At 62.0% G+C, this 23,429-nt stretch carries 20 protein-coding genes; 9 read left to right on the top strand and 11 right to left on the bottom strand.

All coding sequences use genetic code 11. From position 1 onward, the window contains the following. Nucleotides 1-1,017: 1,017 nt before the first annotated feature. Complete coding sequence (locus tag PKKP23_RS31720) at nucleotides 1,018-1,983, bottom strand: helix-turn-helix domain-containing protein (RefSeq protein WP_126879836.1); 966 nt, start codon at nucleotides 1,981-1,983, stop codon at nucleotides 1,018-1,020. Between the two features lie 177 nt (nucleotides 1,984-2,160). Here PKKP23_RS31720 and PKKP23_RS31725 point away from each other — a divergent pair, with 177 nt between their 5' ends. The 4 genes from PKKP23_RS31725 to PKKP23_RS31740 all read left to right on the top strand — a co-directional run bounded on the left by PKKP23_RS31725 (nucleotide 2,161) and on the right by PKKP23_RS31740 (nucleotide 6,482). Beyond that, nucleotides 2,161-2,694, top strand: a complete 534-nt coding sequence (locus tag PKKP23_RS31725) for a 2,4'-dihydroxyacetophenone dioxygenase family protein (protein WP_126879837.1) — start codon at nucleotides 2,161-2,163, stop codon at nucleotides 2,692-2,694. 18 nt (nucleotides 2,695-2,712) lie between these two features. Further along, nucleotides 2,713-4,023, top strand: a complete 1,311-nt coding sequence (locus PKKP23_RS31730; RefSeq protein WP_026121369.1) for an MFS transporter — start codon at nucleotides 2,713-2,715, stop codon at nucleotides 4,021-4,023. A 1-nt stretch (nucleotide 4,024) separates the two neighbouring features. Next, nucleotides 4,025-5,146: a 2,3-butanediol dehydrogenase gene (locus tag PKKP23_RS31735; protein WP_126879838.1), complete on the top strand. Its 1,122-nt coding sequence runs from the start codon at nucleotides 4,025-4,027 to the stop codon at nucleotides 5,144-5,146. Nucleotides 5,147-5,390: 244 nt separating this feature from the next. Continuing rightward, nucleotides 5,391-6,482 carry a porin gene (locus tag PKKP23_RS31740; RefSeq protein WP_017774491.1) on the top strand — a complete coding sequence of 364 codons (1,092 nt, stop codon included), beginning with the start codon at nucleotides 5,391-5,393 and terminating at the stop codon, nucleotides 6,480-6,482. Nucleotides 6,483-6,719: 237 nt separating this feature from the next. Here the strand turns inward: PKKP23_RS31740 and PKKP23_RS31745 are convergent, their stop codons facing one another. Continuing rightward, on the bottom strand, nucleotides 6,720-7,673 hold the full coding sequence (locus PKKP23_RS31745; RefSeq protein ID WP_126879839.1) for an aromatic alcohol reductase: 954 nt from the start codon (nucleotides 7,671-7,673) through the stop codon (nucleotides 6,720-6,722). Nucleotides 7,674-7,765: 92 nt separating this feature from the next. On the opposite strand from PKKP23_RS31745, the gene PKKP23_RS31750 reads away from it, so the two are divergent. Beyond that, complete coding sequence (locus tag PKKP23_RS31750) at nucleotides 7,766-8,179, top strand: winged helix-turn-helix transcriptional regulator (RefSeq protein ID WP_126879840.1); 414 nt, start codon at nucleotides 7,766-7,768, stop codon at nucleotides 8,177-8,179. 133 nt (nucleotides 8,180-8,312) lie between these two features. Here the strand turns inward: PKKP23_RS31750 and PKKP23_RS31755 are convergent, their stop codons facing one another. Continuing rightward, complete coding sequence (locus PKKP23_RS31755; RefSeq protein ID WP_176049081.1) at nucleotides 8,313-8,711, bottom strand: nuclear transport factor 2 family protein; 399 nt, start codon at nucleotides 8,709-8,711, stop codon at nucleotides 8,313-8,315. An 81-nt stretch (nucleotides 8,712-8,792) separates the two neighbouring features. On the opposite strand from PKKP23_RS31755, the gene PKKP23_RS31760 reads away from it, so the two are divergent. Then, complete coding sequence (locus tag PKKP23_RS31760) at nucleotides 8,793-9,734, top strand: LysR substrate-binding domain-containing protein (protein ID WP_126879842.1); 942 nt, start codon at nucleotides 8,793-8,795, stop codon at nucleotides 9,732-9,734. A 282-nt stretch (nucleotides 9,735-10,016) separates the two neighbouring features. On the opposite strand, the gene PKKP23_RS31770 is transcribed toward PKKP23_RS31760, so the two are convergent. The 6 genes from PKKP23_RS31770 to PKKP23_RS31795 form a co-directional block, all read right to left on the bottom strand. Beyond that, entirely contained in the window at nucleotides 10,017-11,015 is a 999-nt protein-coding gene (locus PKKP23_RS31770) for an acetamidase/formamidase family protein (protein WP_126879843.1), read from the bottom strand. 58 nt (nucleotides 11,016-11,073) lie between these two features. After that, on the bottom strand, nucleotides 11,074-11,778 hold the full coding sequence (urtE, locus tag PKKP23_RS31775; RefSeq protein WP_126879844.1) for an urea ABC transporter ATP-binding subunit UrtE: 705 nt from the start codon (nucleotides 11,776-11,778) through the stop codon (nucleotides 11,074-11,076). Between the two features lie 2 nt (nucleotides 11,779-11,780). After that, nucleotides 11,781-12,536, bottom strand: coding sequence for an urea ABC transporter ATP-binding protein UrtD (urtD, locus tag PKKP23_RS31780; protein ID WP_126879845.1), 756 nt, complete (start codon nucleotides 12,534-12,536; stop codon nucleotides 11,781-11,783). After that, nucleotides 12,533-13,669, bottom strand: coding sequence for an urea ABC transporter permease subunit UrtC (urtC, locus tag PKKP23_RS31785; RefSeq protein WP_126879846.1), 1,137 nt, complete (start codon nucleotides 13,667-13,669; stop codon nucleotides 12,533-12,535). The genes urtD and urtC overlap by 4 nt, the downstream gene beginning before the upstream one ends. After that, a complete protein-coding gene (gene urtB / locus PKKP23_RS31790) occupies nucleotides 13,666-15,276 on the bottom strand; it encodes an urea ABC transporter permease subunit UrtB (RefSeq protein ID WP_126879847.1) in 1,611 nt (536 codons plus the stop codon). The genes urtC and urtB overlap by 4 nt, the downstream gene beginning before the upstream one ends. Nucleotides 15,277-15,358: 82 nt before the next feature. Beyond that, nucleotides 15,359-16,606, bottom strand: coding sequence for an urea ABC transporter substrate-binding protein (locus tag PKKP23_RS31795; protein ID WP_026121364.1), 1,248 nt, complete (start codon nucleotides 16,604-16,606; stop codon nucleotides 15,359-15,361). A 403-nt stretch (nucleotides 16,607-17,009) separates the two neighbouring features. Between PKKP23_RS31795 and PKKP23_RS31800 the strand changes: the two genes are divergently transcribed. Both PKKP23_RS31800 and PKKP23_RS31805 read left to right on the top strand, forming a co-directional pair. Next, nucleotides 17,010-18,197 (top strand): transporter substrate-binding domain-containing protein, encoded by a 1,188-nt coding sequence (locus PKKP23_RS31800; protein ID WP_126879848.1) that lies wholly within the window; start codon nucleotides 17,010-17,012, stop codon nucleotides 18,195-18,197. Next, nucleotides 18,194-18,796 (top strand): ANTAR domain-containing response regulator, encoded by a 603-nt coding sequence (locus PKKP23_RS31805; protein WP_017774479.1) that lies wholly within the window; start codon nucleotides 18,194-18,196, stop codon nucleotides 18,794-18,796. Before PKKP23_RS31800 ends, PKKP23_RS31805 begins: the two co-directional genes overlap by 4 nt. A 106-nt stretch (nucleotides 18,797-18,902) precedes the next feature. Here PKKP23_RS31805 and PKKP23_RS31810 read toward each other — a convergent pair whose 3' ends face one another. Both PKKP23_RS31810 and PKKP23_RS31815 read right to left on the bottom strand, forming a co-directional pair. Further along, entirely contained in the window at nucleotides 18,903-21,146 is a 2,244-nt protein-coding gene (locus PKKP23_RS31810; protein WP_240659238.1) for a copper-transporting P-type ATPase, read from the bottom strand. 42 nt (nucleotides 21,147-21,188) lie between these two features. Next, nucleotides 21,189-21,518 carry a YHS domain-containing protein gene (locus PKKP23_RS31815; protein ID WP_240659239.1) on the bottom strand — a complete coding sequence of 110 codons (330 nt, stop codon included), beginning with the start codon at nucleotides 21,516-21,518 and terminating at the stop codon, nucleotides 21,189-21,191. A gap of 1,017 nt (nucleotides 21,519-22,535) precedes the next feature. Between PKKP23_RS31815 and PKKP23_RS31820 the strand changes: the two genes are divergently transcribed. Continuing rightward, nucleotides 22,536-23,429 (top strand): transposase (locus PKKP23_RS31820; protein ID WP_138721047.1); only part of this gene is annotated, 894 nt, incomplete at its 3' end.

Genomic DNA, 23,429 nt, shown 5'->3' on the forward strand with positions numbered 1-23,429 from the left:
ATGTTTCGCCATGGTGGTGGAGTTCGATTGTGGAAGTGTTACCGTGAGAAGCAACATTCTCCTTCAATCGCCACCGCCTTCTCCTGCCTCTTCCCTACGCCGCGTACACCACTTTCAACGATAGCTCGAAATTTGATTGGTGATTCTGCTTTGTATATGGTGCCGCCGCGCGTATGAGCTACGTCTTCCGTGTGATAGCTCGATATCGTCGCGATCAAGCCTGCCGTCGATGCGAACAGGGTTCCGATCCATCCGAAGTGGATAATGTTGGTCGAGTATATGTAGCATATCCCCCACGAAACGATGGCTACTATGATCAGCCCCCACACCGCTTTCTCCATCACTGGACCTGACCAGAAACATACTAATCGTGCAATTGTCGGCGATCCGAGCGGTACTGTCGAATGGCTCCTCTTGGTGACCTGCCCGGCTCTCCAGCGGGCTGAGGCTCAGCTGCCGCTTTGGAGCGCGGTTATGACGTTAGTCGGAACTAGCTTAAGGGCAGGAATGGTTCGACGAACGGACTTTGCAAACCGGCAGACGCCCCCCCTCCCGCCATCGTCTACCGCTGTCTCGCTACGAACGCCACCAAGTGACGGTATTTCTGACGTATACGGCCGTTTTCTGCGGTTCGTATACCGTCACACCTCTGAGACCAGGCCTCTTCGCCACACTGAAGACGGCTGCTTGCCGCGCAACGTTGGATCTGTATCGATCGGCAATACCGCTCTAGCAGGCTGTTGTAATACACCTCACTGGCTCGAGAAATCCCTTTCCAAAGACCCGCTGCGTCGGTTTGGTCCGCGTCGAATTGATACCGAGCGTCGTTAATCCCAGGTAATCCAGGTTTTCGTCCGCACCCACCAACGCAAACGTACCGACGATCACCCCTGCGGAGCGCTGCGCCAAATTCATGCTCGCGCAGGTGACGCGGCGACGCGCCCGCCGCAACGGAAGCACGATGAAAACGAAAGCGGCGCGTGAATCACGTCCCGCATTGGCATCGGTTTCGCTGCTTCAACGGGCTTCGCGCAGCGCCATCGGCGACGCACCGTAGCGTTCGCGAATCGCGCGGCTGAAGTGCGCCTGGCTTGAAAAGCCCCAGCGAAACGCGATTTCGCCGATGCTCGTCTTGCGCAGTCGGGCATCGACCAGTTCGCGGTGCGCGCGCGACAGCCGCTCGGCCCAGATGTACTGCGTGATCGACTCGCCTTCGGCGGCAAAGAGCCGGCTCAGGTGCCGCAATGACAGCCCGACCGCATCGGCGACCGCCTGCGGCGCGAGTTCCGGATCGCCGAGGTGCGTCGCGATGTATTGCTTCGCGGTCAGCAGGTACGACAGCGATGCGCGTGATGTGCCCGCGCCGTTCACTTCCGCATCGATCAGTTCCGCGACCAGCGTGCGCGTGTGTTCGACGAAGCGCGCGGCGTCACCTTCGACCGGCGCCTTCATGAACCGCTCCACACCCGCGCGCAGCGCCGTGCCGAGCATCACGCCCGCGCCCGGCTTTGGGGCGATCCGCAGCGGTAGCGCGGGCAGCCCCGCGTCGAAGCGCTCGTCGAACGTCGCGACCGGAATGTCGATCAGCAGCTGCCGCATCGGCGTCAGGAATCCGAAAAGATAAGGCACACGCGTGTCATACACGACGACGTCGCCGGCTTCCACGAGCAGGCAGCGGTCGTACTGGATGAAATACGCACGCCCGTTCAGGATCTGGCACGCAAACAGCGACTCCTTTGGCAACTGGCGCACCAGAGCGGGACTGCGTTCGATCACGTGATCCTGCCCGCTGATGTCGGCGATGCCGAGGCCCGGCAGCGCAATGTCGGTCTTCTCCACTTCGAGCCCCGCCGGCGACAGCGACGAGCAGCGCAGGCCGACGAGTGTCTGAGCACATATCGCCTCCCAGTACGCCATCCGGTCGCACACCGGCACGTCGGCCGTCGAGCCGCGCGTGCATGAAAGAACGGTCGAATTCGTCACGTCGCCTCCTGGGGGCACCCGTCGTGCGGAGCGGCACGGATTGGGAGAGGGTGCGTCTGGTTGTTGTTGCGGTGCGATGTCCGGCCGGATCAAGCATTTCGTCCGGCCCAGTCAAAAGCGGCGCGCACCGGCTGGCTAAAGTCGACCCCACGACACCTAACCACAAGGAGACAAACCATGGTCGACAAAGCCGTATCCGAATTCTGGCAAGGCATCGCGCCGATTGCCAATCCGTTCAAGCCCGATGCGCTGCCGGAGGCTTATATCCAGAACGCGGCCACCGAGGACGAGCGCTACTACGTTCCGTTTACCGAAACGGTTTCGTCGCGGCCGCTGTGGATCTCGCCGTCGCAGAACAAATGGTGCGACATCCTGATGGCGAAGAAGGCGGGGCTCGTGAACCGGCATTACCACCCGCACGAGGTCTTCGCTTACACGCTGTCGGGCAAATGGGGATACCTGGAGCACGAATGGACCGCGATGCGCGGCGATTTCGTGTATGAAACGCCCGGCGAGGGCCACACGCTCGTCGCGTTCGACCACCCGGAACCGATGCGCGCGTTCTTCATCGTCAAAGGCCCACTGATCTGGCTCGACGACGAAGGCAACCCCGACGGCTACTTCGACGTGCATTCGTACATCGCGATGTGCAAGGCGCATTACGAGAAGGTGGGCCTCGGCGCACAAGCGATCGAGAAGCTGTTCCGCTGACACGCGACGAGGCCGCCCATGACACCCCAACCTTCCCCCAGACTGGCGTGGACGTATGAGAACAGGGTGCTGCTGATCCTGTTCATGACCTTCGGCTTCGTGTTCTTCGACCGCCTCGCGCTGTCGTTCCTGTTCCCATTCATGTCGGCCGAACTGCACCTGTCGAATACGCAGCTCGGCATGGTGTCGTCCGCGCTCGCACTCACGTGGGCGCTGTCAGGCGCCGCGACCGGCGCATGGTCCGATGCGCGCGGCACACGCAAGCCGCTGCTGGTCGCCGCGGTGCTCGGCTTCTCCGTATGTTCGGCGCTGTCGGGGCTCGTCGGCGGCTTCGCGAGCCTGATCGCGTTCCGCGCGTTGATGGGTATCGCCGAAGGGCCTGTGCTGCCGCTGTCGCAATCGCTGATGGTCGAGAGTTCGACGCCGAGCCGCCGTGGGCTGAACATGGGCCTGCTGCAAGGCTCGGCCGCCGGCCTGCTCGGCGCAATGATCGGCCCGCCGGTCGTGATCGGCATCGCGACCGCCTATGGCTGGCGCGAGGCGTTCTACGTGTCGTGCATTCCGGGCTTCCTGATCGCGTTCTGCATCTGGCGCTGGGTGCGCGAAGTGCCGCCCGGCGGCGTGCGAAACGCGCAGGCCGACAGCATGGCCCCGCACGGTGCACCGCCAGCCGGCGGCGCGGCGATCAATCGCTGGGCACTGCTGAAGGAACGCAACGTCCTGCTGTGTGTGCTCATCAGTTGCTTCTTCCTCACGTGGTTCGTCGTGATCATCTCGTTCGCGCCGGTCTTTCTCGTCGAGAGCCGCCACCTGTCCCCGGCAAACATGGGCGTCGTGATGACCTGCCTGGGCGCCGCGTGGGTGTTCTGGGGCTTCGCGGTGCCGGCGATTTCCGACCGGATCGGCCGCAAGCCGACGATGGTCGTGTTCGCGCTGATCGCCGCCGCCTGCCCGATCGTGATGATCCACGTGAATTCGCTGTGGGCACTCGGCGCACTCGTGTTCGCCACGTACACGGGCCTCGGCTGCTTCACGCTGTTCATGGCGACGATCCCGGCCGAAACCGTGCCGCCCCGCGCGATCGCCAGCGCGCTCGGCCTGATCATGGGTGCGGGCGAGCTGATCGGCGGCTTCGTCGCGCCGACCGTCGCCGGTTTCGCGGCCGACAAGTACGGCCTTCAGTTCGCGATGTGGACATCGGCCGCCGGCGCGATCCTCGCGTGCGTGTTGTCGTTCGGTCTCGTCGAAACCGCGCCCGCCGTGCTGCGCAAACGCGCGCTCGACGGCGCCGCCCCCTGTTTCGATACCCAAAATCTGGGAGGACGCTGACATGCGTGCACTTCAATGGCACGGCCCGCGCGACATTCGCCTCGTTGATCTCGACACGCCGCGCGCCGGACCCGGCGAGGTTCGCATCGCGGTCGCGTATTGCGGCATCTGCGGCAGCGACCTGCACGAATACGCGGACGGCCCGCATGCGATTCCCGTCGACGCGCCGCATCCGCTGTCCGGCCGCACCGCGCCACTGACGCTCGGCCACGAGTTCTGCGGCACCGTCGTCGAAGTCGGCGCGGGCGTCACGACGCTCGTCCCCGGCGACCGCGTCGCGGTCGAGCCCGAGTATCACTGCCACCAGTGCGCGTACTGCCGCTCGGGGTCGTACAACCTGTGCGTCACGATGGGCTTCGCCGGCCTGATGGGCGATGGCGGGATGGCCGATTTCGCAGTCGTGCCTGCCTACATGCTGCACCGGTTGCCCGATGACGTCAGTCTGGAGCAGGCCGCGGTGATGGAGCCGGCCGCCGTCGCGCTGCACGCGCTGCGGCGCGGCGAACTGCGGCTCGGCGACACCTGCGCGGTGTTCGGACTCGGACCGATCGGTCTGCTGCTGATCATGCTCGCGAAGCTGCAGGGCGCGACGGCCATCGTCGCGGTCGACGTGTCGCCCGAGCGGCTCGCCGCGGCGGCGCGTTTCGGCGCGACGCACACGTTCGATGCGCGCTCGCTCGACGCGCCGGTGCTGCGCGACGCGATCCGCGAAGCGGCAGGTGGGCTCGGCGTCGACGTGAGCTTCGAGGCGGCCGGCCTGCCGGCCACGTTCGAGGCGGCAATGCAGGGGCTGCGCAAGGGCGGTCGCCTCGTGATGGTCGGCTTGATGCCGCACGCGAGCTTCGATGCGTTCCGCGCAGTCAACGACGAGCTGACCTTCACCGCGAGCGTGGGCTACCGGCACGTGTACGAAGACCTGCTGCGGCTGATAGGGTCAGGCGCGCTCGATCTCACCTCGATCGTCACGCGCACCGTCTCGCTCGAAGACGCCGTCGCCGACGGCTTCGACGCACTGCTCGCCGATCGCGCGCAGATCAAGATCCTGGTCGCGCCACCGCGCCGGCATGCGCGCTCGCATCACACCGTCGGGAGTATCGAACATGAGCCGCCCCTGGTCGTTTGACGCCAAGACCGTCGTCGTCACGGGCGCAATCGTGCCGGTGGACGGCGGGTATTCGACGGTCTAGCGCCCGACACGCGCGGACATTGGCGCATGAACTGCACGCCGGTACCCGCGCGAGTCCGATCCGGTTCCGTGCCGGACGCGATCGAATTGCCAGTTCGACGATTCATTATCTTCGTATTAATCAGTAGTCCAATCAAAAATATTCCGGCATGACCGGAAACATGTGAGGAGCACATTGGAGATGACGAAAAAGACCCTGCTGGCCCTCGCGGCCTGCACGATTCCGGCCGCGTCGTTCGCGCAGAGCAGCGTGACGATGTTCGGGCTGCTGGATGCCGGCATCAGCTATGTCAGCAACGAAGGCGGCCACGGTAATGCGAAATTCGACGACAACATATTCTTCCCGAACCTGCTCGGCTTCGAGGGCAAGGAAGATCTCGGCGCCGGCACTCGCGCGATCTTCCGGCTCGTCAATCAGTTCTCGCTCGCGAACGGTTCGATGATCGGCGGCGGGTTGTTCGCGCGCACGGCCTATGTCGGGTTACAGAACGACCGCTACGGCGCGCTGACGCTCGGCAACCAGTACGAGTTCATGGTCGACGCGCTGGCCGCGAGCGGCAACGAGATCGCGCAGGATCTCGTTGGGCTGTACGGCTTTCGCAACGGGCCGTTCGACAAGCTCGCGCTGCCGAACAACGCGACCGGCGCGTTCGACTGGGACCGCGTCGCGGGCAGCAACCGCGTCGCGAATTCCGTGAAGTACACCAGCGCGTCGCTGTCGGGGCTGACCTTCGGCGCGTTGTACGGCTTCGGCAACGTCGCGGGATCGGTCGGCGCGAACAACACGGTCAGCGTCGGCGCGAGCTACAACAACGGCCCGTTCGGCGCGGGCGCCGCCTACACGAACCAGAAATACGGCGCGACGGACGGGATGCCGGCCACGAGCGTGCGTAACTGGGGCGCAGGGGCGCACTACACACTCGGTACGGTCACCGCGAAAGCGCTTTTCACGACCGTACACAACGCGTGGAACGGCGCGGGCGCGTGGTCGGCGGAGGCCGGCGCCGCGTGGCATCCATCACCGGTCTGGGTGATCGGCGCGAGCTACACGTACATGAAGGGTAACGACACACTCGACAACGCACATGCGCACCAGGTCCTGGCCGCGGTCCAGTACTGGCTGTCGAAACGCACGATGGTGTACGTCGCGGGCGTGCATCAGCGCGCGAGCCATGGCAGCAACGCGCAGATCAATGGCGTGATGGATGCCGATGGCGCGGCGAGCGGCGCGGTGCAGTCGATCGCGCGGGTGGGGTTCAGTACGCGGTTCTGACGCGCCGCACCGTTTGACGGAAATGCCCGCCCGGGTCGTCCCAGGCGGGCTTGACGTTCGCGCTACGCCCCCAGAAGCGAATGGGTACCGACTTCGATTCGGCCTACGCGTCGATGAACGACGCCCCGTACTCGCGGCCTATATCTCGCGTGGATCCCTTGAAAACGTGCTGCTTCACGCGGTTCGGCTATCCCCGGAAAACGGTACGTGCGGTTGAAAGGATGGTCGGACTGACGATTACTCGCTGCGGCCCGAAGCAAGGTTTGCATCGATCCACGATGCGACGTCGGTGACCGGAATAGCGTGGCGTTGATTGAACGTCCCACTCTTGTCCCATGCGACACCGCGCCCTTGAGCAAAAGCCGCACGATACTTACGCATCATGTTGTGCGGGTCGCGCGCCAGCTCATCCAGCAAATACTGCACGCTCCACTCCGAACGGCTGAAGGGGCGGCCGAGCGCTGCTTGCAGCTTGTCGGCGACCTCTCCGTAAGTCACGGTGTCACCGGCCAGATACACGATCTCGTTCCGGATACGGGGTTGGGCGAACACGATCTCGGCAGTCAGTGCGCCGATATCATCGGGCGTCGTCAGCGTTACAGCGGTGTCGAGGCTGCCCAGGGCGTGGACTGCGTCGTTTTGCAGGTCAACAACACCGAAGTCCGGTTCAAACAGGTAGCTCATGAACATGCCGGTCGAGATGATGACCCACTCGGTCTGGTGCTGACTGCGCAGCAATTCGCGCACGTCAAGCTGTGCGTCGAAGATGTCTTGCGGACTGCCGCGACCGATCACGTCAAAATCGACCCCGAACTGCCATGGGAAGTACCTCGGGATGCGCGCCTGAAAGGCCGCCCGCGCCAGCTTCATTGGCGTGCGGATTCCGGCTGCATAGCCCGCGCAACCGATTACCGTGTCATATCGTGCGAATACTTCGGCAAGCTCGTCGATGGAGCTCTTCACAAGATCGCCTACGACAATCTCGATCCCCAGACCTCGGATCTCCGCGATATCTTGTCGCTTGCCTCTCGCACTGGACTCTACGGCACTTGCGCGCAGCAGCACGCTGATCTTCGCGCCATCCACGTCCTTCGCGCGACGCGCAAGATTGCGCAGCACCGGGAGGCCGAGTTCGCCGGCACCGAGCACGAGAATGTTTTGAGACGTAGCATCAGGATCTGTCTGGTTCATTGTCTAGCCTGCCAAGGAATGCGTTGCGGCAGTCTAGCAATGCATGGACGTGTATGAAAGAAGGCACACGCGTGATACTGGGAGCCAGATAGTTGGACCGGGACGAACTTCTCAAATATTCGCAGACCGTTTGTGACGGCCTGAGAGACGATGACGATGGGTTGCGGCGGGAGGTGCTCGCCCATGCCGGAAACCGTTGGTCGCTTGGTGTCGTCCACACGCTCGGCGTGTACGGCAGACTGCGCCATGCAGAAATCGGCCGGCGCATGCACGGGGTTACTCAACGTATGTTGACGCGCACCTTACGACAGCTCGAGCGTGAGGGCCTGGTGCTCCGTCATGATTTCGACGAGATACCCCCCAGGGTCGAGTACGAGCTGTCCGACACGGGCATGGAACTGCTCGTTCGCATGGTCCCGCTGTGGACCTGGATCGTCGAGAATGCGGACCTCTTTCGAGAAGCAAGGCAGAATTTCGACAGACAGCACCCCGACGCGAACTCGTAGCTTGCCGGGTTTTGATTCGCATTCCCTACCACCTTGGCTGGAAGAAGGATTCGAGCCTCTGGGTGCGTGACGATCAAGATCGGCGCAGCCCTTCGCAAACGCCAGCCTTCGGTAGCGAGCGATATCCATACGGCTACGCATATTTGTCGCCTACCGTACTGCGAATGGGATGCGTATCGTAGACGATGATCATCCGCTCAATGAGCCCATCGTCGTCGAATTCGAAAACATCGACGCACTCGAAACGCACTGCGGACCCATCTTTTAACCCCCAGTCATAGACGAAGTAACCGGTCGCACGTCGGGCCCCCGTTGTACTCACACAGATGTCGATAGGCGTGATTCTGCTTTCTCCAGACGCGGCATTGACCTTCGCAAAGAATGGCGCAGGGCGCATCCAGCCGAGAAACGGCGAGAAGATCTGGGCGTCCGGTGTGAACAACGCACAGATCGCCGCGACATCGCCGCGCTCCAGTTCCCCGAGATAGTTGCGAACCTGCCGCGTGTATAGTGCTTCCGACGATGAGGTCATCTTCATTCTCCGATCATTCGTTGACCACTCCGCGCGTTCGAGCGGACGCGCATCCGATACAGGCACGATAGCGATGCACCGATGACCGAACAATCGAAAAATCCGCAACCGGGGTATGCAGCGCATGCATATCCATTGGCCGACCTGACGCGGGCGCTGCCGTCGCTGACAGCATTCCAGTCATTCGTCGCCGCGGCGCAACTCGGGAGCGTCAGCAAAGCCGCGGACCATCTGTGTCGAACGCAGGGCGCGGTGAGTCGTCAGATCCAGCAACTGGAAGCGCACTACCGGTGTGCACTTTTCGTGCGCCATGCGTCGGGGCTGACGCTGACCGCGGAAGGAAGCGAACTGTTGACCGTGGCCGTAAGCGTACTCACGCAACTGGTCCAACACGCAGACATGCACGCGAGGACAGCGTCTATCGTCACCCTGCGGTTGCCCTCCACGTTCGCGATTCGCTGGTTGCTCCCACGGCTGGCAGACATCAATCACGCGTTGCCTGGAACGGAACTCCGCCTCTCCACATCGGCGGACGACACGCCGGATTTCACCACGCCAGACGTCGACGCCATCGTTGTTCGTGGAACCGGGCAGTGGGCGGGAATGGACGCGGTTCTGTTGTTTGCCGAGCAACTCACCCCGATGTGCACACGCGAAATGGCCGCATCGCTGCGCTCGGCAGACGACCTCGCTCATGTCACATTGCTTCATCCCGGGCACGGCCATGAGGAGTGGCGATGCTGGCTGGAAAGCGTGGGGGCAAGCCACATCGATGCGAACCGCGGACTCGTTTTCGATACTCTCGAATTGACGCTCACCGCTGCGGCGGAGGGGCATGGTGTTGCAATAGGCGATCCCCGGATGGCGAGGGACCGCCTGCGGGCGGAGACACTGGTGACGCCTTTTGTCGATGTGGCGAAAAACGGCTTGTCGTACTTCGTCGTCTATCCGTCTCAACGAGCCGCACAGTCCAAAATCCGCGCCCTCGCTGACGTCCTGTTTCGGCTTGCACAGGAAGACTGATTGTCGATGCCGCCCTGTTGCGCCGCGGCAGCGCGCGTCGAGGCCTGTAACGCTGAGCCATCCGAAACGTTGAACGGGGCGCCCCGCACCTTCACCGCGCCACCCGCGACCTGCGCGATGTCGGCCACCGTCTGTTCGACAGCGGCATCATCGCGCGCGCACAGCGCGACGTCCGCACCTTCGTGCTGCCAGCGTGTGCGCCATCGCGCGGCCGATACCCTTGGCGCCGCCCGTTACGAGCGCCTTCAAACCCTTGAGTTTCAAGTCTACGATGGCGTCTCCTCAGGCGGCCGGTGCGAGATATTTCTTGCTGATCGCCGCGCCAACCGAATACTTGGGGTCGACGAAATTGCCGAGCCGCACCTTGCCGCACTGGCTAAGCATCATGTAGGCATCCCAGCGGTCAAAGCCGTACTCTTTCTCCATCCAGAGCACCAGTTCATGGTAGGCGATGCGTGTTGCGTCCTCGAGCGGGCGGGCGCTGCCGATTGCCATCAGCAGCTCATCCGTTTCGAGGCGCGGCCACTCGATAGGCCAACCCTTGATCAGATCGACGTGAATCGTGGTCGTGCTGGAGAATTCGACAGCGGTGCCGCACACTTCGCCGTCGCCCTGGCAGGCGTGCGCGTCGCCGATAAAGAGCCGCGCACCGGCGGAACGCACCGGCAGATAAGTGATGCTGCCGGGCCCCATGTCTGGCACGTCCATATTGCCGCCGTGGTTGTCCGGCGTGAGGGAATTGATCGAGTCGATTTCCGGCGACAGACTCAGCGTGCCGATATGCGGCTTGTACGGCAGCGTCACGCGCTTGCTCCAGTAGACGCCTTCTTCGTCCACATCGATCTTGCGGGTCATCTCGGGCAGCGGCTCATTGAGCGTCGCGGTGTATTCCGTACCCGTCAGCGCACCGAAGCGCGGAATCAGGCAGCAGGTGCCGCGAGGGTTGTCGCCGCGCGGCAGCATCGATTCGATATACACCGCCACCACGTCGCCCTTCTCCGCGCCTTCGATCATGATCGGGCCGCTCTGCGGATTCAGGAACGGCACCCGCAGCTTCTGGCTGGGCAGATCCTGTTCCGTGAGGATCTTGCCGTCAAACGCATCGCGCGTCTGAACCACCACCCGGTCGCCTGGAGCAATGCTCATCACCGGCGCGGAGTACGGCCCGATGGTGTAGTGAAATGTGCCCTGACGGGATTCACTGAGTTCATGCGTTACGCGAACCTCGCCGCGTGCGACGCCGCGCGTGTGCATGATCGATTGTTCTAGCCATTTCTTCATGGGGTTCCTGCTCGAATGTGGGTTGTCGAAGTGAAAGCGTGCCTGGCTGGGCGCCGCATCACACTGAAATTAGCGCTCTGACGTTATTGGCTTCCATCTGGTCACGAGGTCCCGCCGATACAACCTGGCCTCGTACCAGCACGACATAGTCGTCGGCTACCGCCTGCGCGAAATAAAAAAATTGCTCTACCAGCAGGATCGACAGCGATCCTTTCAGCGAACGGATCACCGCCTCGATCTCCATCACGATCGACGGCTGAATGCCCTCGGTCGGCTCATCGAGAATCAGCAGCTTCGGATTGGTCAGAAGCGCCCGGCCAATCGCGAGCTGTTGCTGCTGCCCACCGGACAGATTGCCCGCGATGCGCCGGCGCATCGTCTTCAGCACAGGAAAGGTGTGAAAGACATCGTCGAAAGAAAATTGCTTGCCCCTCGCGGTCTGATTGCGTTCGCCCGCGTAGGCACCGATACGCAGGTTTTCTTCGACGCTAAGCTGCGGGAAAATCTCGCGTCCTTGCGGTACGTAGCCGAGACCCGCCAGCGCGCGCCGATGCGATGGCGTGCGCGTAAGCGGCTGCCCCGCCAGTTCGATTTCGCCGCCTTTGACAGGCAGCAACCCGACGAGACACTTCAGCAGCGTCGTCTTACCCACCCCATTCCGGCCGAGCACTACCGTGCAAGCGCCGTCGGCCACGTTCAGCGACACGTCGCGCAATGTGTGACTGCTGCCGTAAAACTGGTTGAGTGCGGAAATCTTCAGCATGCCTACCGTCCCAGATAAACCTGAATCACGCGTGGGTCATTGCGCACGCTCTCCATCGATCCCTCTCCGAGCAGCTTTCCTTCATGCAACACGCTGACGAGGTCCGCGATTTCACCGACAAAATCCATGTCGTGTTCGATCACCACCACTGCCCGGTCCGGCGACCTGAGACGCGAGATCAGTTCGGCGGTGCGGGCGGTTTCGTGGTCGGTCATGCCGGCAACAGGTTCGTCGAGCAGGATCACGTGAGGATCGGCGACGAGCAGCATGCCGATTTCGAGCCACTGCTTCTGGCCGTGCGACAGCGTGCCGGCCAGGCGGCGCCCTTCATGCTCCAGACCGATCGTCTCGAGCACTTCGTCGATACGACGGTTCTGCTGGGGGCCGAGGCGCGAGCGAACCATGTCCGCATAGCCGCGGCCATTGCGAATCGCCAGTTCGAGGTTCTCGCGGACCCGCAGCGCTTCAAACACGCTTGGCTTCTGGAACTTGCGGCCGATGCCGAGGCGCGCGATGGATGCTTCGTCGAGCGCCGCAAGGTTCGTGACCTTGTTGAGAAACACTTCACCGGACACCGGCCGGGTCTTTCCCGTGATGACGTCCATCAAGGTCGTCTTGCCCGCACCGTTTGGGCCGATGATGGCGCGAATCTCGCCGTATCGAAACTCCATCGACAGGTTCGTGATCGCCGCGAAACCGGAAAACGTCACACACAGCCCGCTGATGTAGACGGCGGTGGCACGCAGTGGCTGGTTCATTGGCTGCCCCCGTTGTTTTCAGGGCCGGTAGCCTTGAGCGCGCCCCACAGGCCATTGCTGAAATACACGACAATCACGAGTGTCACGCCAGCAAGAATGAACGGCCACAGCGCCGGCAGTTGCGCCGTCAGCCAGAACTTGAGTCCGTTGACCACGATAGCGCCCACGATTGCGCCGATCAGGGTGCCGCGCCCACCAATGGCCACCCACACGGCGATCTCGACGGACAGTTGCGGCGACACGATAGTCGGGTTGACGATGCCGACCTGCGGCACGTACAGCATCCCGGCAAACGCGGCGAGCACCGCCGAGAGACACCACGCGAAGAGCTTCAGCGTATGCGTGCGGTAGCCGAGAAACCGCATCCTTGCTTCGTCGTCGCGCACCGCGATTAGCGCCCTGCCAAAACTGGAGCGGGCGAGAAAGCGCACGCCGATATAGGCCGCCACCAGCAGCAGGCACGAACACACCGCGAGGGCGATCTGTGTGGAGGTATCGGCAAGCTGATGGCCCGCGAGACTCGTGAAACCGGTCATGCCGTTGTTGCCGCCGAGGCCCACGTCGTTGATGAACAGGAGCAGCATCAGCGCATAAGTCAGCGCCTGAGTGATGATGGACAGATATACGCCATTGATGCGCGAGCGAAACGTAACGAATCCGAACGCGCCCGCAATCAGCACGGTTACGACGACGGTGACGATGATCGTCACATCGAGTCGCGAGAGCATCTTCCATACCGGTGGAAAGTCGCTCGCCCCCATGTATTGCAGAAAGTCCGGCAAGACGTGCGTGTCGGCATAGGCGCCGTTCAGCAGATAGATGGCCATCATGTAGCCGCCTATTCCGAAGAAGATGCCGTGCCCGAGGCTCAGGATGCCGGCATAACCCCACACCAGATCGAGTGCCAGCGCGAGCAACGCGAAGCACATGATCTGTCCGATCAGGTTGATGCCGAACAGCGACAGATGCAGCGCATTCGACTCCGGAATCACGAAATAGGCCAAAGGCAGATAGAGCGCCAGCAGGACCAGCAGCGGCACGATGCCGACCTCCACGGACTGGCCCATCCATTTCGTTGCGAACGCCGACAAGGTGAATTTCCTGCTGGTACGCGGATCGGGAAACGTATTCATACGCGGGTCTTCAATGCAAAAAGTCCTTGCGGGCGCTTCTGGATAATCAGCACGATGAGCAGAAGCACGGCCACCTTGGCGGCAACGGCTCCGTAGAATGGTTCGATGAACTGGTTGATTTCGCCGAGCGCGAGCGACGACGCGACTGTCCCCGCGAGACTGCCCGCGCCGCCGAGCACCACCACCATGAACGAGTCGACGACGAAACCCGTGCCCATCGACGGATTGACGCTCGCAATCTGCGTCAACACCACACCGGCCAGCCCCGCGAGTCCGGCACCCAGCCCGAATGCGATGCGATCGACGCGCTCGGCGGGCACGCCGAGGCAGCGCGCCATGTCCCGCAGTTGCGTCGTGGCACGCATCAGCAAACCAAGCTTCGTGAAGCGAACCACGGCGAAGGTTGCGCCGAAGATCAACACGGCTAGCGCGATGGCAAACACGCGGTTGTAGGTCACGAAAAAGCCGGGCGCAACCTGCATGCCGCCGTTGAGAAAACCCGGCGTAATGAACTCGACGTTCTGCGAGCCGAACAGCACCTGAATCAGCTTGATCAGCGCGATACTGACCGCCCACGTAGCGAGCAGCGTCTCGAGCGGCCGGCGATACAGAAACCGGATGACGAGAAATTCAAGCAACATGCCGCACGCAGCGCAGATCACGAATGCCACCGGAATCGCAACAAAAATGTAGGCGTCGAACCAGCCTGGCAGATGCGCCTGCATGAAGCGTTCGACGAGATACGTCGCATACGCGCCGATCATGATGAATTCGCCATGCGCAAGATTGATCACGCCCATCAGGCCGAATACGATCGACAGGCCGAGTGCCGTCAACAACAAAACGCCGGCATAGCTCAAGCCGCTAAACAGGATCGACAAGCCCTTGCCAAGCGACAGCCACGTGTCCATGTGGCGAATCGCTCCCTGCACCGCGGCGAGCACGTCCGGGTCCGAGCGCACGGAGTCCTCCGCCGCGAAGTTCGTCAGCGCAGTGCGCGCGGTCTCGCTCGGCACCTCGGCCACAGCGTTGATCGCCGCCAGGCGGTCGGCCTTCACATTGCTGTTGAGACCGCGCTTGGCCAATGCCAGTGTGAGAGTGGTCGCGATATCCGGGTCACGCTGTGCCTTGACCGCGCGTGTGACGACGGCGGGGTCGAGCAAGGCAAAGAACTTGTCGACTTGCCGCGCAGCCGCCGCGCGAGTGTCCCGTCGCGACGAGAACAGGTCCATTTCCGCCGACGCCACCGCGAGCTTGCGCATCATCACGATGCTCGGCACATAGGGCGCATCCGTTGACGCATTGACGCGTGACTGGAGAGTCACGCCATTGAGCGCAGGGTGCCCCTGCAGCGTAACCTGACCGTCGGCGCTGCACGCCAGCGCACCGTTGCGAATCGCATCGACGATCTGACGTGCCCACGCACGTTCGTGCGCGTCATCGGACACGCCTGCTTCCACCAGTTGCTCCAGTGCAGCGGCCTTATCGCCGTTCGTCGCGCAGAACGACGCGAGTATCGCGGCGCGGCCCGGTGCGGCGCTCGCGGCACTGCTCCAGACAAGCGCGAGACAAACGATCGTGCAAAAGATCCGCCTGAAATTGATCATGGGTATTTCCATTCGATCCTGCAGGGATCGACATGCTTGCGCACGCCGATCCCACAACTGCCAGGCTATGCGGCAGGGACTGTCAAGCCTTACCGATGAAGGGGCTGAACGGCACCGGTTTCTCGATGTCTTTCGACTTCCACAAAATGTCGAAGCCCTGTTTGGCATTGATCGAACCGATCATGTCGCCGCGCCACAGATACTGCGTGGAGGCATCCATCTTCACGGTGTAACCCGCCGGATCGACCATGGACTGCCCTGCAAGCGCTTTGCGCACCGCGTCCGTGCTGGTGGAGTGTGCTTTCGTCACGGCCTGCGCCCAGAGATGGATGCCCAGGTAAGTCGACACCATCGGATCGATCACCATGTCCGGTCGATGCTTCAGGTTGTGCGCGCCGACATAGTTCTTCCAGTCGCTCTTGAACTGCCGGTTCTGCGGCGTATCGACGTTCTGGAAATAGCACCAGCAACTAAGGTGGCCAACCAGTGGCGTGGTATCGAGACCTTCGAGATCGCTGTCCACGACGTCCAGGCCGAGGATCGGAATATCGGTTGCGCGCACACCCTGATTGATCGCTTCCTTGAACATCGCCGGAATCGAATCGCCCACCACGGTCATCACGACGATGGCCTGGCCGCCAGGCTGCGCGGCGAAGTCCTTGATGTCGCGCACGATGGTCTGGAAATTCGACTGCCCGAATGGAACGTAATGTTCGCGCCATGCCGAGTCCGGAATGCCTTTGGTCTTCAGATAGCCCTTGAGCATCTTGTTGATCGTGCGCGGCCACACGTAGTCGCTGCCGATCATGTAGAAGCGTCTGGCAGCGCCGCCCTGCTCGCTCATGAGGTAATCGATAGCCGGGAGCACCGAGCTGCTCGGCGGCGAGTTCAGATAGACAACGTTCTTCGACTGCTCTTCGCCTTCGAAGTGAAGCGGATAAAACAGCAGACTGTTCTGCGACTCGACGACCGGCAACACCGACTTGCGCGACACCGACGTCCAGCAGCCGAACAGTGCCGCGCATTGGTCGCGCAGGATCAGTTGCTTGGAGAGCTGTGCATACATGGGCCAATCCGACGCCGGATCGACAACGACACCTTGCAGCTTGCGCCCGAGCACACCACCCTTGGCGTTGATCTGATCGATCGTCATCAGTGCCGTATCTTTTAACAGCGACTCGCCGTTGGCCATCGTGCCCGATTGCGAGAACAACAGGCCGAGCTTGATCGGATCGCCCGCACCCGCGGCAAACGCAGCCTTAGGCAGTGCAGCGCCCGCAGCGCTCACCAATCCGGAGCCGACTGCCGACAGGAAAGTACGTCTTTTCATTTGCTTCACTCCGACATGGATTAGAAATCGCAAACGCAAAAAGCCCGAAACCAGACATGCTGGTTTCGGGCTTTTTTGGCCGGTGCCGCTCAAGACGCCTTTGTCTCGAACAGCTAAATGGATGCTGTACGTCCCCGTTTTGCACGACGGGTCGACGCACTCCTATAAGCAACGGCTATGCCAGAATTTACGGTTGACGAGGACAGCTGCCGCAAATTCCTTTTGCGCGGCGGATGCAAATTGATCAGTTGCGTTCCTGATAAAGCGGACGGCATCATAAATAAAGCAGTCTGCGCGGTTGATGCGCCCAGCGCCGCACCGCGGCAGTGCTCGTGCGCACCAGCCGCGTGCCGCGCGCACAAACAGCGCACTTCCCAAACGTAGCGACCATCGGTTTTGACGAATGACCCGTATTGACGCCGGCCTTGCCTCGGAGCCAATCAGAATTGGCGTCCTGTATTCACGCTCAGGTACAACTTCAGCTGCGGAGCTCACTCAACTGCAAGCCACCATGCTCGCGGTGGAGGAGATCAATCGCGCAGGAGGCGTGTCGGGACGCGAGATCGAACTCGTCTGCCTCGATCCACAATGCCAGCCCTGGCGCTATGCCGATCTCGCCGAACAACTGATTCTCGAACATCGGGTCAGGGTGATCGTCGGCTGCTATATGTCCAGCACACGCAAGGCGGTCATTCCGATTGTTGAACGGCACAATGCGCTGCTCTTCTACGCGACGCCGTATGAAGGCTTCGAATACAGCCGAAATGTGATCTACACGGGAGCGGCGCCCAATCAGAACACGCTACCCCTCGCCGGTTTCATGCTCACGCAGTTTGGCTCACGCGTGAGCATGATCGGTTCGGACTACGTATGCCCCTACGAGTCGAATCGCGTGATGAGCGATCTGATTCTCGAGCGGGGCGGAGAAAAGGTGGATGAAACCTATCTGTCGCTCGACGCGCCGTGGGAAAGTTATCTGGATGCAGCGAGGCGGATCAAGCAACTCGCCCCCGACTTCATTTTCTCCACGGTAGTGGGCGAAGGCATTCCGCATCTGTACCGTGCATTTGCGCAGGTCGGGCTCGATCCGTACCGCACGCCTATCGCCAGCCATATGACGAGTGAAGCCGAAATTGCGCTAATGGGAAACGACCTCGCAGAAGGGCACATCACCTCTGCCACCTACTTCCAGAGTGTGGATACAGCCGCAAACCTCGGCGCCGTTGCCCGCTATCAGGCCCGCTTCGGCGACAATCAGCCGACCAACATGTGCTGGGAAGCCTCCTATTTCCAGATGCATCTGCTCGCGGATGCGATCCGCCGCGTCGGCTCGGACGACCCCACCTTGTTGCTGCGTGTGTTGCCCGGACTCGAATTCGACGCTCCACAAGGCCGCGTCCGCATTGACGAGCACAACAACCACACCTACCTGCATCCGCTAATCGGGCGAGTCGACGCGCGTGGCCGCTTCGATATCATCGGGCGCGCGCCCGAACGCGTGAAGGCGGATCCTTATGTCGTTTCTCACAGCACGCCGGCGTGGACCGCGCAAGCGCATCCTGAACTCGCACGCACGGGAGCCGATCGATGAAGCGGACCGCGCAGACGCCGACGATCCTACGCGACCTGCGTTCGCTAAAAGTCGTGGTGATTCATCCGCGGGATCAGGATTGCGAAGAGCTGCTCGCGCAGCTTCAGCGCATTGGCTGCGGCGTGGAAGTATGCTGGCCGCGCCTCGATACCCTGCCGTGCAACACCGATCTCGTCATCATGGCGATTCGTCCCGAGGCGCTGTCGGTCGATTATCCGTGGCTTGGATCCAGTGCGTCACCGCCGGTGATTCCGGTCGTGACGTACGAGAATCCGATCACCATCGAAGCGGTACTGCGGTTGAATGCGTTCGCAACGATTCCCTCGCCGGTACGCTCGTTCGGGTTGTTGACCGCTATTGCCGTTGCGCTCACGCAATTCAAGGCATCCCGCGCGCGTGAGCGATACATAGAACGGCTCGAGCAGAAGCAGGCGAAGGTCCTCGTGATCCGCCAGGCCACACGGATCGTCATGGAGTCGCGCGGCATGTCCGAAGAAGATGCGTATCAACTGCTGCGCTCGCAGGCCATGCTCAAACGCGAACAGATCGAGACCGTGGCTGGCGACATCGTGAAGGCATACGAGACCCTGAGTTTCTGACACTCGCCGAGCCGGGATTGTCTTTTGTCTCGAGACAAGACGGCCCCGGCCGAGTCAGGTTTCCGTGCAACTCAACCCTGTAACCGATCGACATCGCGCCGGATGCTCAAATGCGTGCCCGCCGCAGCCGCAAAGCGTTGCTCACCACCGAGAACGAACTGAACGACATGGCCGCTGCGGCGATCATTGGCGACAGCAGGATGCCGAAGGCCGGGTAGAGCACGCCTGCGGCAATCGGCACGCCCAGCACGTTGTAGACAAAGGCAAAGAACAGGTTCTCGCGGATATTGCGCAGCGTGCTTCGGCTCAGGCGCCGTGCGCGCACGATGCCGCGCAGGTCTCCCTTGACCAGCGTGACCCCGGCGCTCTCCATGGCCACGTCGGTGCCCGTGCCCATGGCGATGCCCACTTGAGCCTGAGCCAGTGCAGGCGCATCGTTTACGCCGTCACCGGCCATGGCTACGAATCGTCCTTCCGACTGCAAACGCTTGATCGTGAGCGCCTTCTGATCGGGCAGCACGCCGGCAATGACCTCATCGATGCCGAGAGTCCGCGCAACGGCTTTTGCGGTTGTCTCGCTGTCTCCGGTCAGCATCACGATATGCAATCCCTCGTCGTGCAGGTCGCGAATCGCCTGAGGCGTCGTGGCCTTGACCGGATCGGCCACCGAGACGAGACCAGCCGGCTTTCCGTCGATCGCCACGAACATCGCGGTGCGCCCCTGCGCGCGCTGTGCTTCGGCCAGCCCGGCAAGGGCCGACGTGTCGACGCCCTCGTCCGTCAGCAAGACCATGTTGCCCAGCAGGCAAGGATGGCCCTCGACCCGGCCCTTCACGCCTTTTCCTGGCACCGATTCGAACGCCTCCGCCTGCTCCAGCGCCAATCCCTTGCGCTGCGCGCCCTGCACGATGGCAGCCGCAAGCGGATGCTCGCTGCCGCGCTCCAGGCTGGCGGATAAACGCAGCACGTCATCGGCGAGAAACCCGGCCGCCGGCAGCACCTCCTGAAGGCTTGGGTGCCCTTCCGTGAGGGTGCCGGTCTTGTCGACCACCAGGGTATCCACGCGGCGCAGCGTTTCGATCGCTTCCGCGTTCCTGAACAGCACGCCCACCGTGGCGCCTTTCCCACTCGCCACCATGATCGACATTGGCGTGGCCAGCCCCAGCGCACAGGGGCAGGCGATGATCAGCACGGCGACGGCATTGATGATTGCATAGGCCATCGCAGGTGCCGGTCCGACCACGGCCCAAACGGCGAAGGTCACGATGGCGGCCAGCACCACGGCCGGCACAAAGTACGCTGCTACGACGTCGACCAGGCGCTGGATCGGCGCGCGACTGCGCGAGGCTTCGGAGACCATCTGGACGATCTGCGCCAGCAGCGTGTCGGCCCCCACGCGCTGTGCCTCGATGATCAGCGTACCGCTGCCGTTCACCGTGGCCCCCACCACCTTGTCGCCCGCGATTTTCTCCGCCGGGATGGGTTCGCCGGTGATCATCGATTCGTCGACCGACGAACGTCCTTCGAGCACCACGCCGTCGACGGGCACCTTTTCGCCCGGCCGTACCCGCAGCCGGTCGCCGACCTGAATCTGCTCCAGCGGAACATCCGTTTCGCTGCCATCGGTTCCCACCCGCCGAGCCAGCCTGGGCGCCATGCCGAGCAGCGCGCGGATTGCCGCGTTGGTGCTGCTCCGCGCGCGCAACTCGAGCACCTGGCCGAGCAGTACGAGCGTCACGATCGCCGCGGCGGCCTCGAAATACACCGCGACGTGGCCGGTGGCGGGATGCCGGAACGCGGGCGGAAAAAGTCCCGGCGCGATCTGCGCGACCGCGCTGTAGGCATAGGCCACCGCTACACCGAGCCCGATCAGCGTGAACATGTTGAGATTCCACGTCGCGACCGATCGCCAGCCTTTGGCAAAGAACGGAGCGCCGCCCCATAGCACCACTGGAGTGGCGAGTGCAAACTCGATCCAGGAAAAATACGATGCGCCGGGCAGCGAGCCGAGGTGCATGGCAGGAATGTCGCCCGCCATGGTCAACGCGAGCAGCGGCGCGGTCAGGACGGCACTCACCCAGAAACGCCGGGTCATCGATTCCAGTTCGGGGTTTCGCTCTTCGTCGGCGTGAGCGGTGCGTGGTTCGAGCGCCATTCCACACTTCGGACAGGCGCCGGGTTCCGGGCGAACGATCTCCGGGTGCATCGGGCATGTCCATTCGGTGTGGCTCGATACCGGCGTCTTCAGCTCGAGCGCCATACCGCATTTCGGGCACGCACCGGGCGCGGGGCGCTCGATTTCAGGGTGCATCAGGCACGTGTAAATCGCCGCATGAGTTGCTGTATCCATCGCGATCTCCCTTCGATGAACAATGTGGATTCTGGATTCGGCTCAACAGCCGTGATGACGGCGGTGCATGCCGCCGGCAAACCGCTGCGGATCCTGATTGAACGTTTCGCGCGACGCTTCCGATTCGAAGTAGTACGTGCGACCGTCGAAAATGGTCGTCAACGCGTGGGCCCGATCTATCGGGTGGCCGTTGACCGGATCACGCAACGCGGCGCCGTCGCTGTCGTGATGCGAGTGATCCTCGCGCAGTGCATGGCGGCCTCCCCCCATGCCGCATCCCATTCCACCTCGCCGCATCATCAGGAACATGACGAGGGCAAGGACGATCCAGTACCCGTTCTGCGATAACCAGTTCATTTTGATTTCCTCCAATTCTGATTGGACACACACCACCCGGACACGCGTTGCCGGAAGGCATGCTCCATAGTCCGAACGGATCAGGTTGACGATCGATGAAGATCGTTTCGTGCCGGATCCGGCGCATGGGTATGCACGCCATGCGCTATACGGCGGTTTGAGCAGCCAGGACGACCTTAGACACAAGGGCTGGCTGACGGCGTTACGCGAGAGAAACGCGAGGAGGACGATCGATACCTTCGGTCAGAAAGCTCGACTCGGGATCGGAAGTGGGACGGGCCGTGTAAAACATGAACGCCTTAACGCCGGGTGGTGCGAAGCGGGGACCTGCTTCAAATGCACCGGTAGAGCACGAAGAACACGTTCCGCATGGGACGGTCGCATGTCTCACACGCGTCGAGCTATGCATGCGGATCGCGTCGGACGTGTTCGACGCGCCTTGTCGCGCAATGTCGCCATGTCGCAGTTCGACGTGATGACCGCTGCTCATCGGTCTTGGCCCCGCTTCCCTATCGCAAGACAACGTCGCTGCTCCCGCCAGCCGAATCGGCAGAATCAGGACCAGCAGAACGGCGATCAGAAATGCGGGCATGCGAAGCATCGCTGTGACTGTCCCGGAAAGAATGAACGCATGCCAGGCCTTCCCATCGCAGGAAGGTCAAGGTACGCCTCACGTTTGCGTCGGCCCTTACTTGCGGATCCATTGAAGAGGACAGGCAGCAGGAAATACAGCCACCACGACAGCCGGGAAAGGTCGATACGCTGGTCAGCATTCGCGGAACAATCGGCCACGCATACGTCACGCCTGGCGCCCCCGCGAGAATCAGGTTTTCATTGTGTGAGCGTGAGGCCACGCCCACTTGACGAAGATCAAGCCGGGCAAGTGTAGGGCCTGGGCCGCATGCACGTCATCGGAGAGGAGAGAGACGGCGGACGGCGGACGGCGGAAATCGATCGATTCTGTTGAAAAACACCGCAGAATTCGAGCGGGTTGCCTATCCTTGATTCATCGAGTGATAGGAGCGCATCGCTATGATGGGTCGTCAAGGTGGCGAGCAAGACAAACTCTTCTACTCCTTCAACCTTGACGATCACGTCCCGCAAACGCATTTGCTGCGTGGCGTTGATCGGTACTTCGAGCTCCACGGCTTACGCGAGCATTTGGCGCCTCACTACAGTCATACGGGGCGTCCTTCCATAGATCCGGAACTCATGATTCGCATGCTGATCGTGGGTTACTGCTTCGGTATCCGTTCGGAGCGTCGTCTTTGCGAGGAGGTTCACCTCAACCTTGCATATCGCTGGTTCTGTCGGCTCGGACTGGAAGACTCAGTGCCGAATCACTCAACGTTCTCCAAAAACCGACATGGGCGCTTCCGCGACAGCGAGGCTTTGCGGCACGTCTTTGAATCCGTCTTACGCCGCTGCATGAGCGAAGGACTCGTTGAAGGCGAAGGATTCGCCGTGGACGCCAGCGTGGTTAAGGCCGATGCGAATCGTGCGCGCGGCGTGCCTGGAGAAGAAGTGATTGACTGGCGCAAAGGCGATGGCCCGAGCCGTGCGGTTCGCGAATATCTCGATGCGTTGGAGGAAGCCAATCCAGTTTCAGATGAAGACGCAGATTCGGCTACGCCACCGAAGCGTATATCGCTGACCGATCCCGCTGCACGCTACACCGCCGCTCCAGGCGGTCCGGCGTTCTTCGCTTACTCAACGAACTACCTGATCGACCTGCATGCAGGAATCATTGTGGATGTCGAAGCCACCCCGGCACATCGATCGCAAGAAGTGGAGTCCACGAAGACGATGGTGAATCGGGTCGAACAGCGCTTCGCGCTCAAGCCAAAGCGTCTGGTGGGCGATACCGCATATGGAACGGGAGCGATGCTTGGCTGGATGGTAAAGGAGAAGGCCATCGAGCCACAT

This window comes from Paraburkholderia kururiensis JCM 10599 = LMG 19447, from assembly GCF_003986935.1.
Classification (GTDB): domain Bacteria; phylum Pseudomonadota; class Gammaproteobacteria; order Burkholderiales; family Burkholderiaceae; genus Paraburkholderia; species Paraburkholderia kururiensis.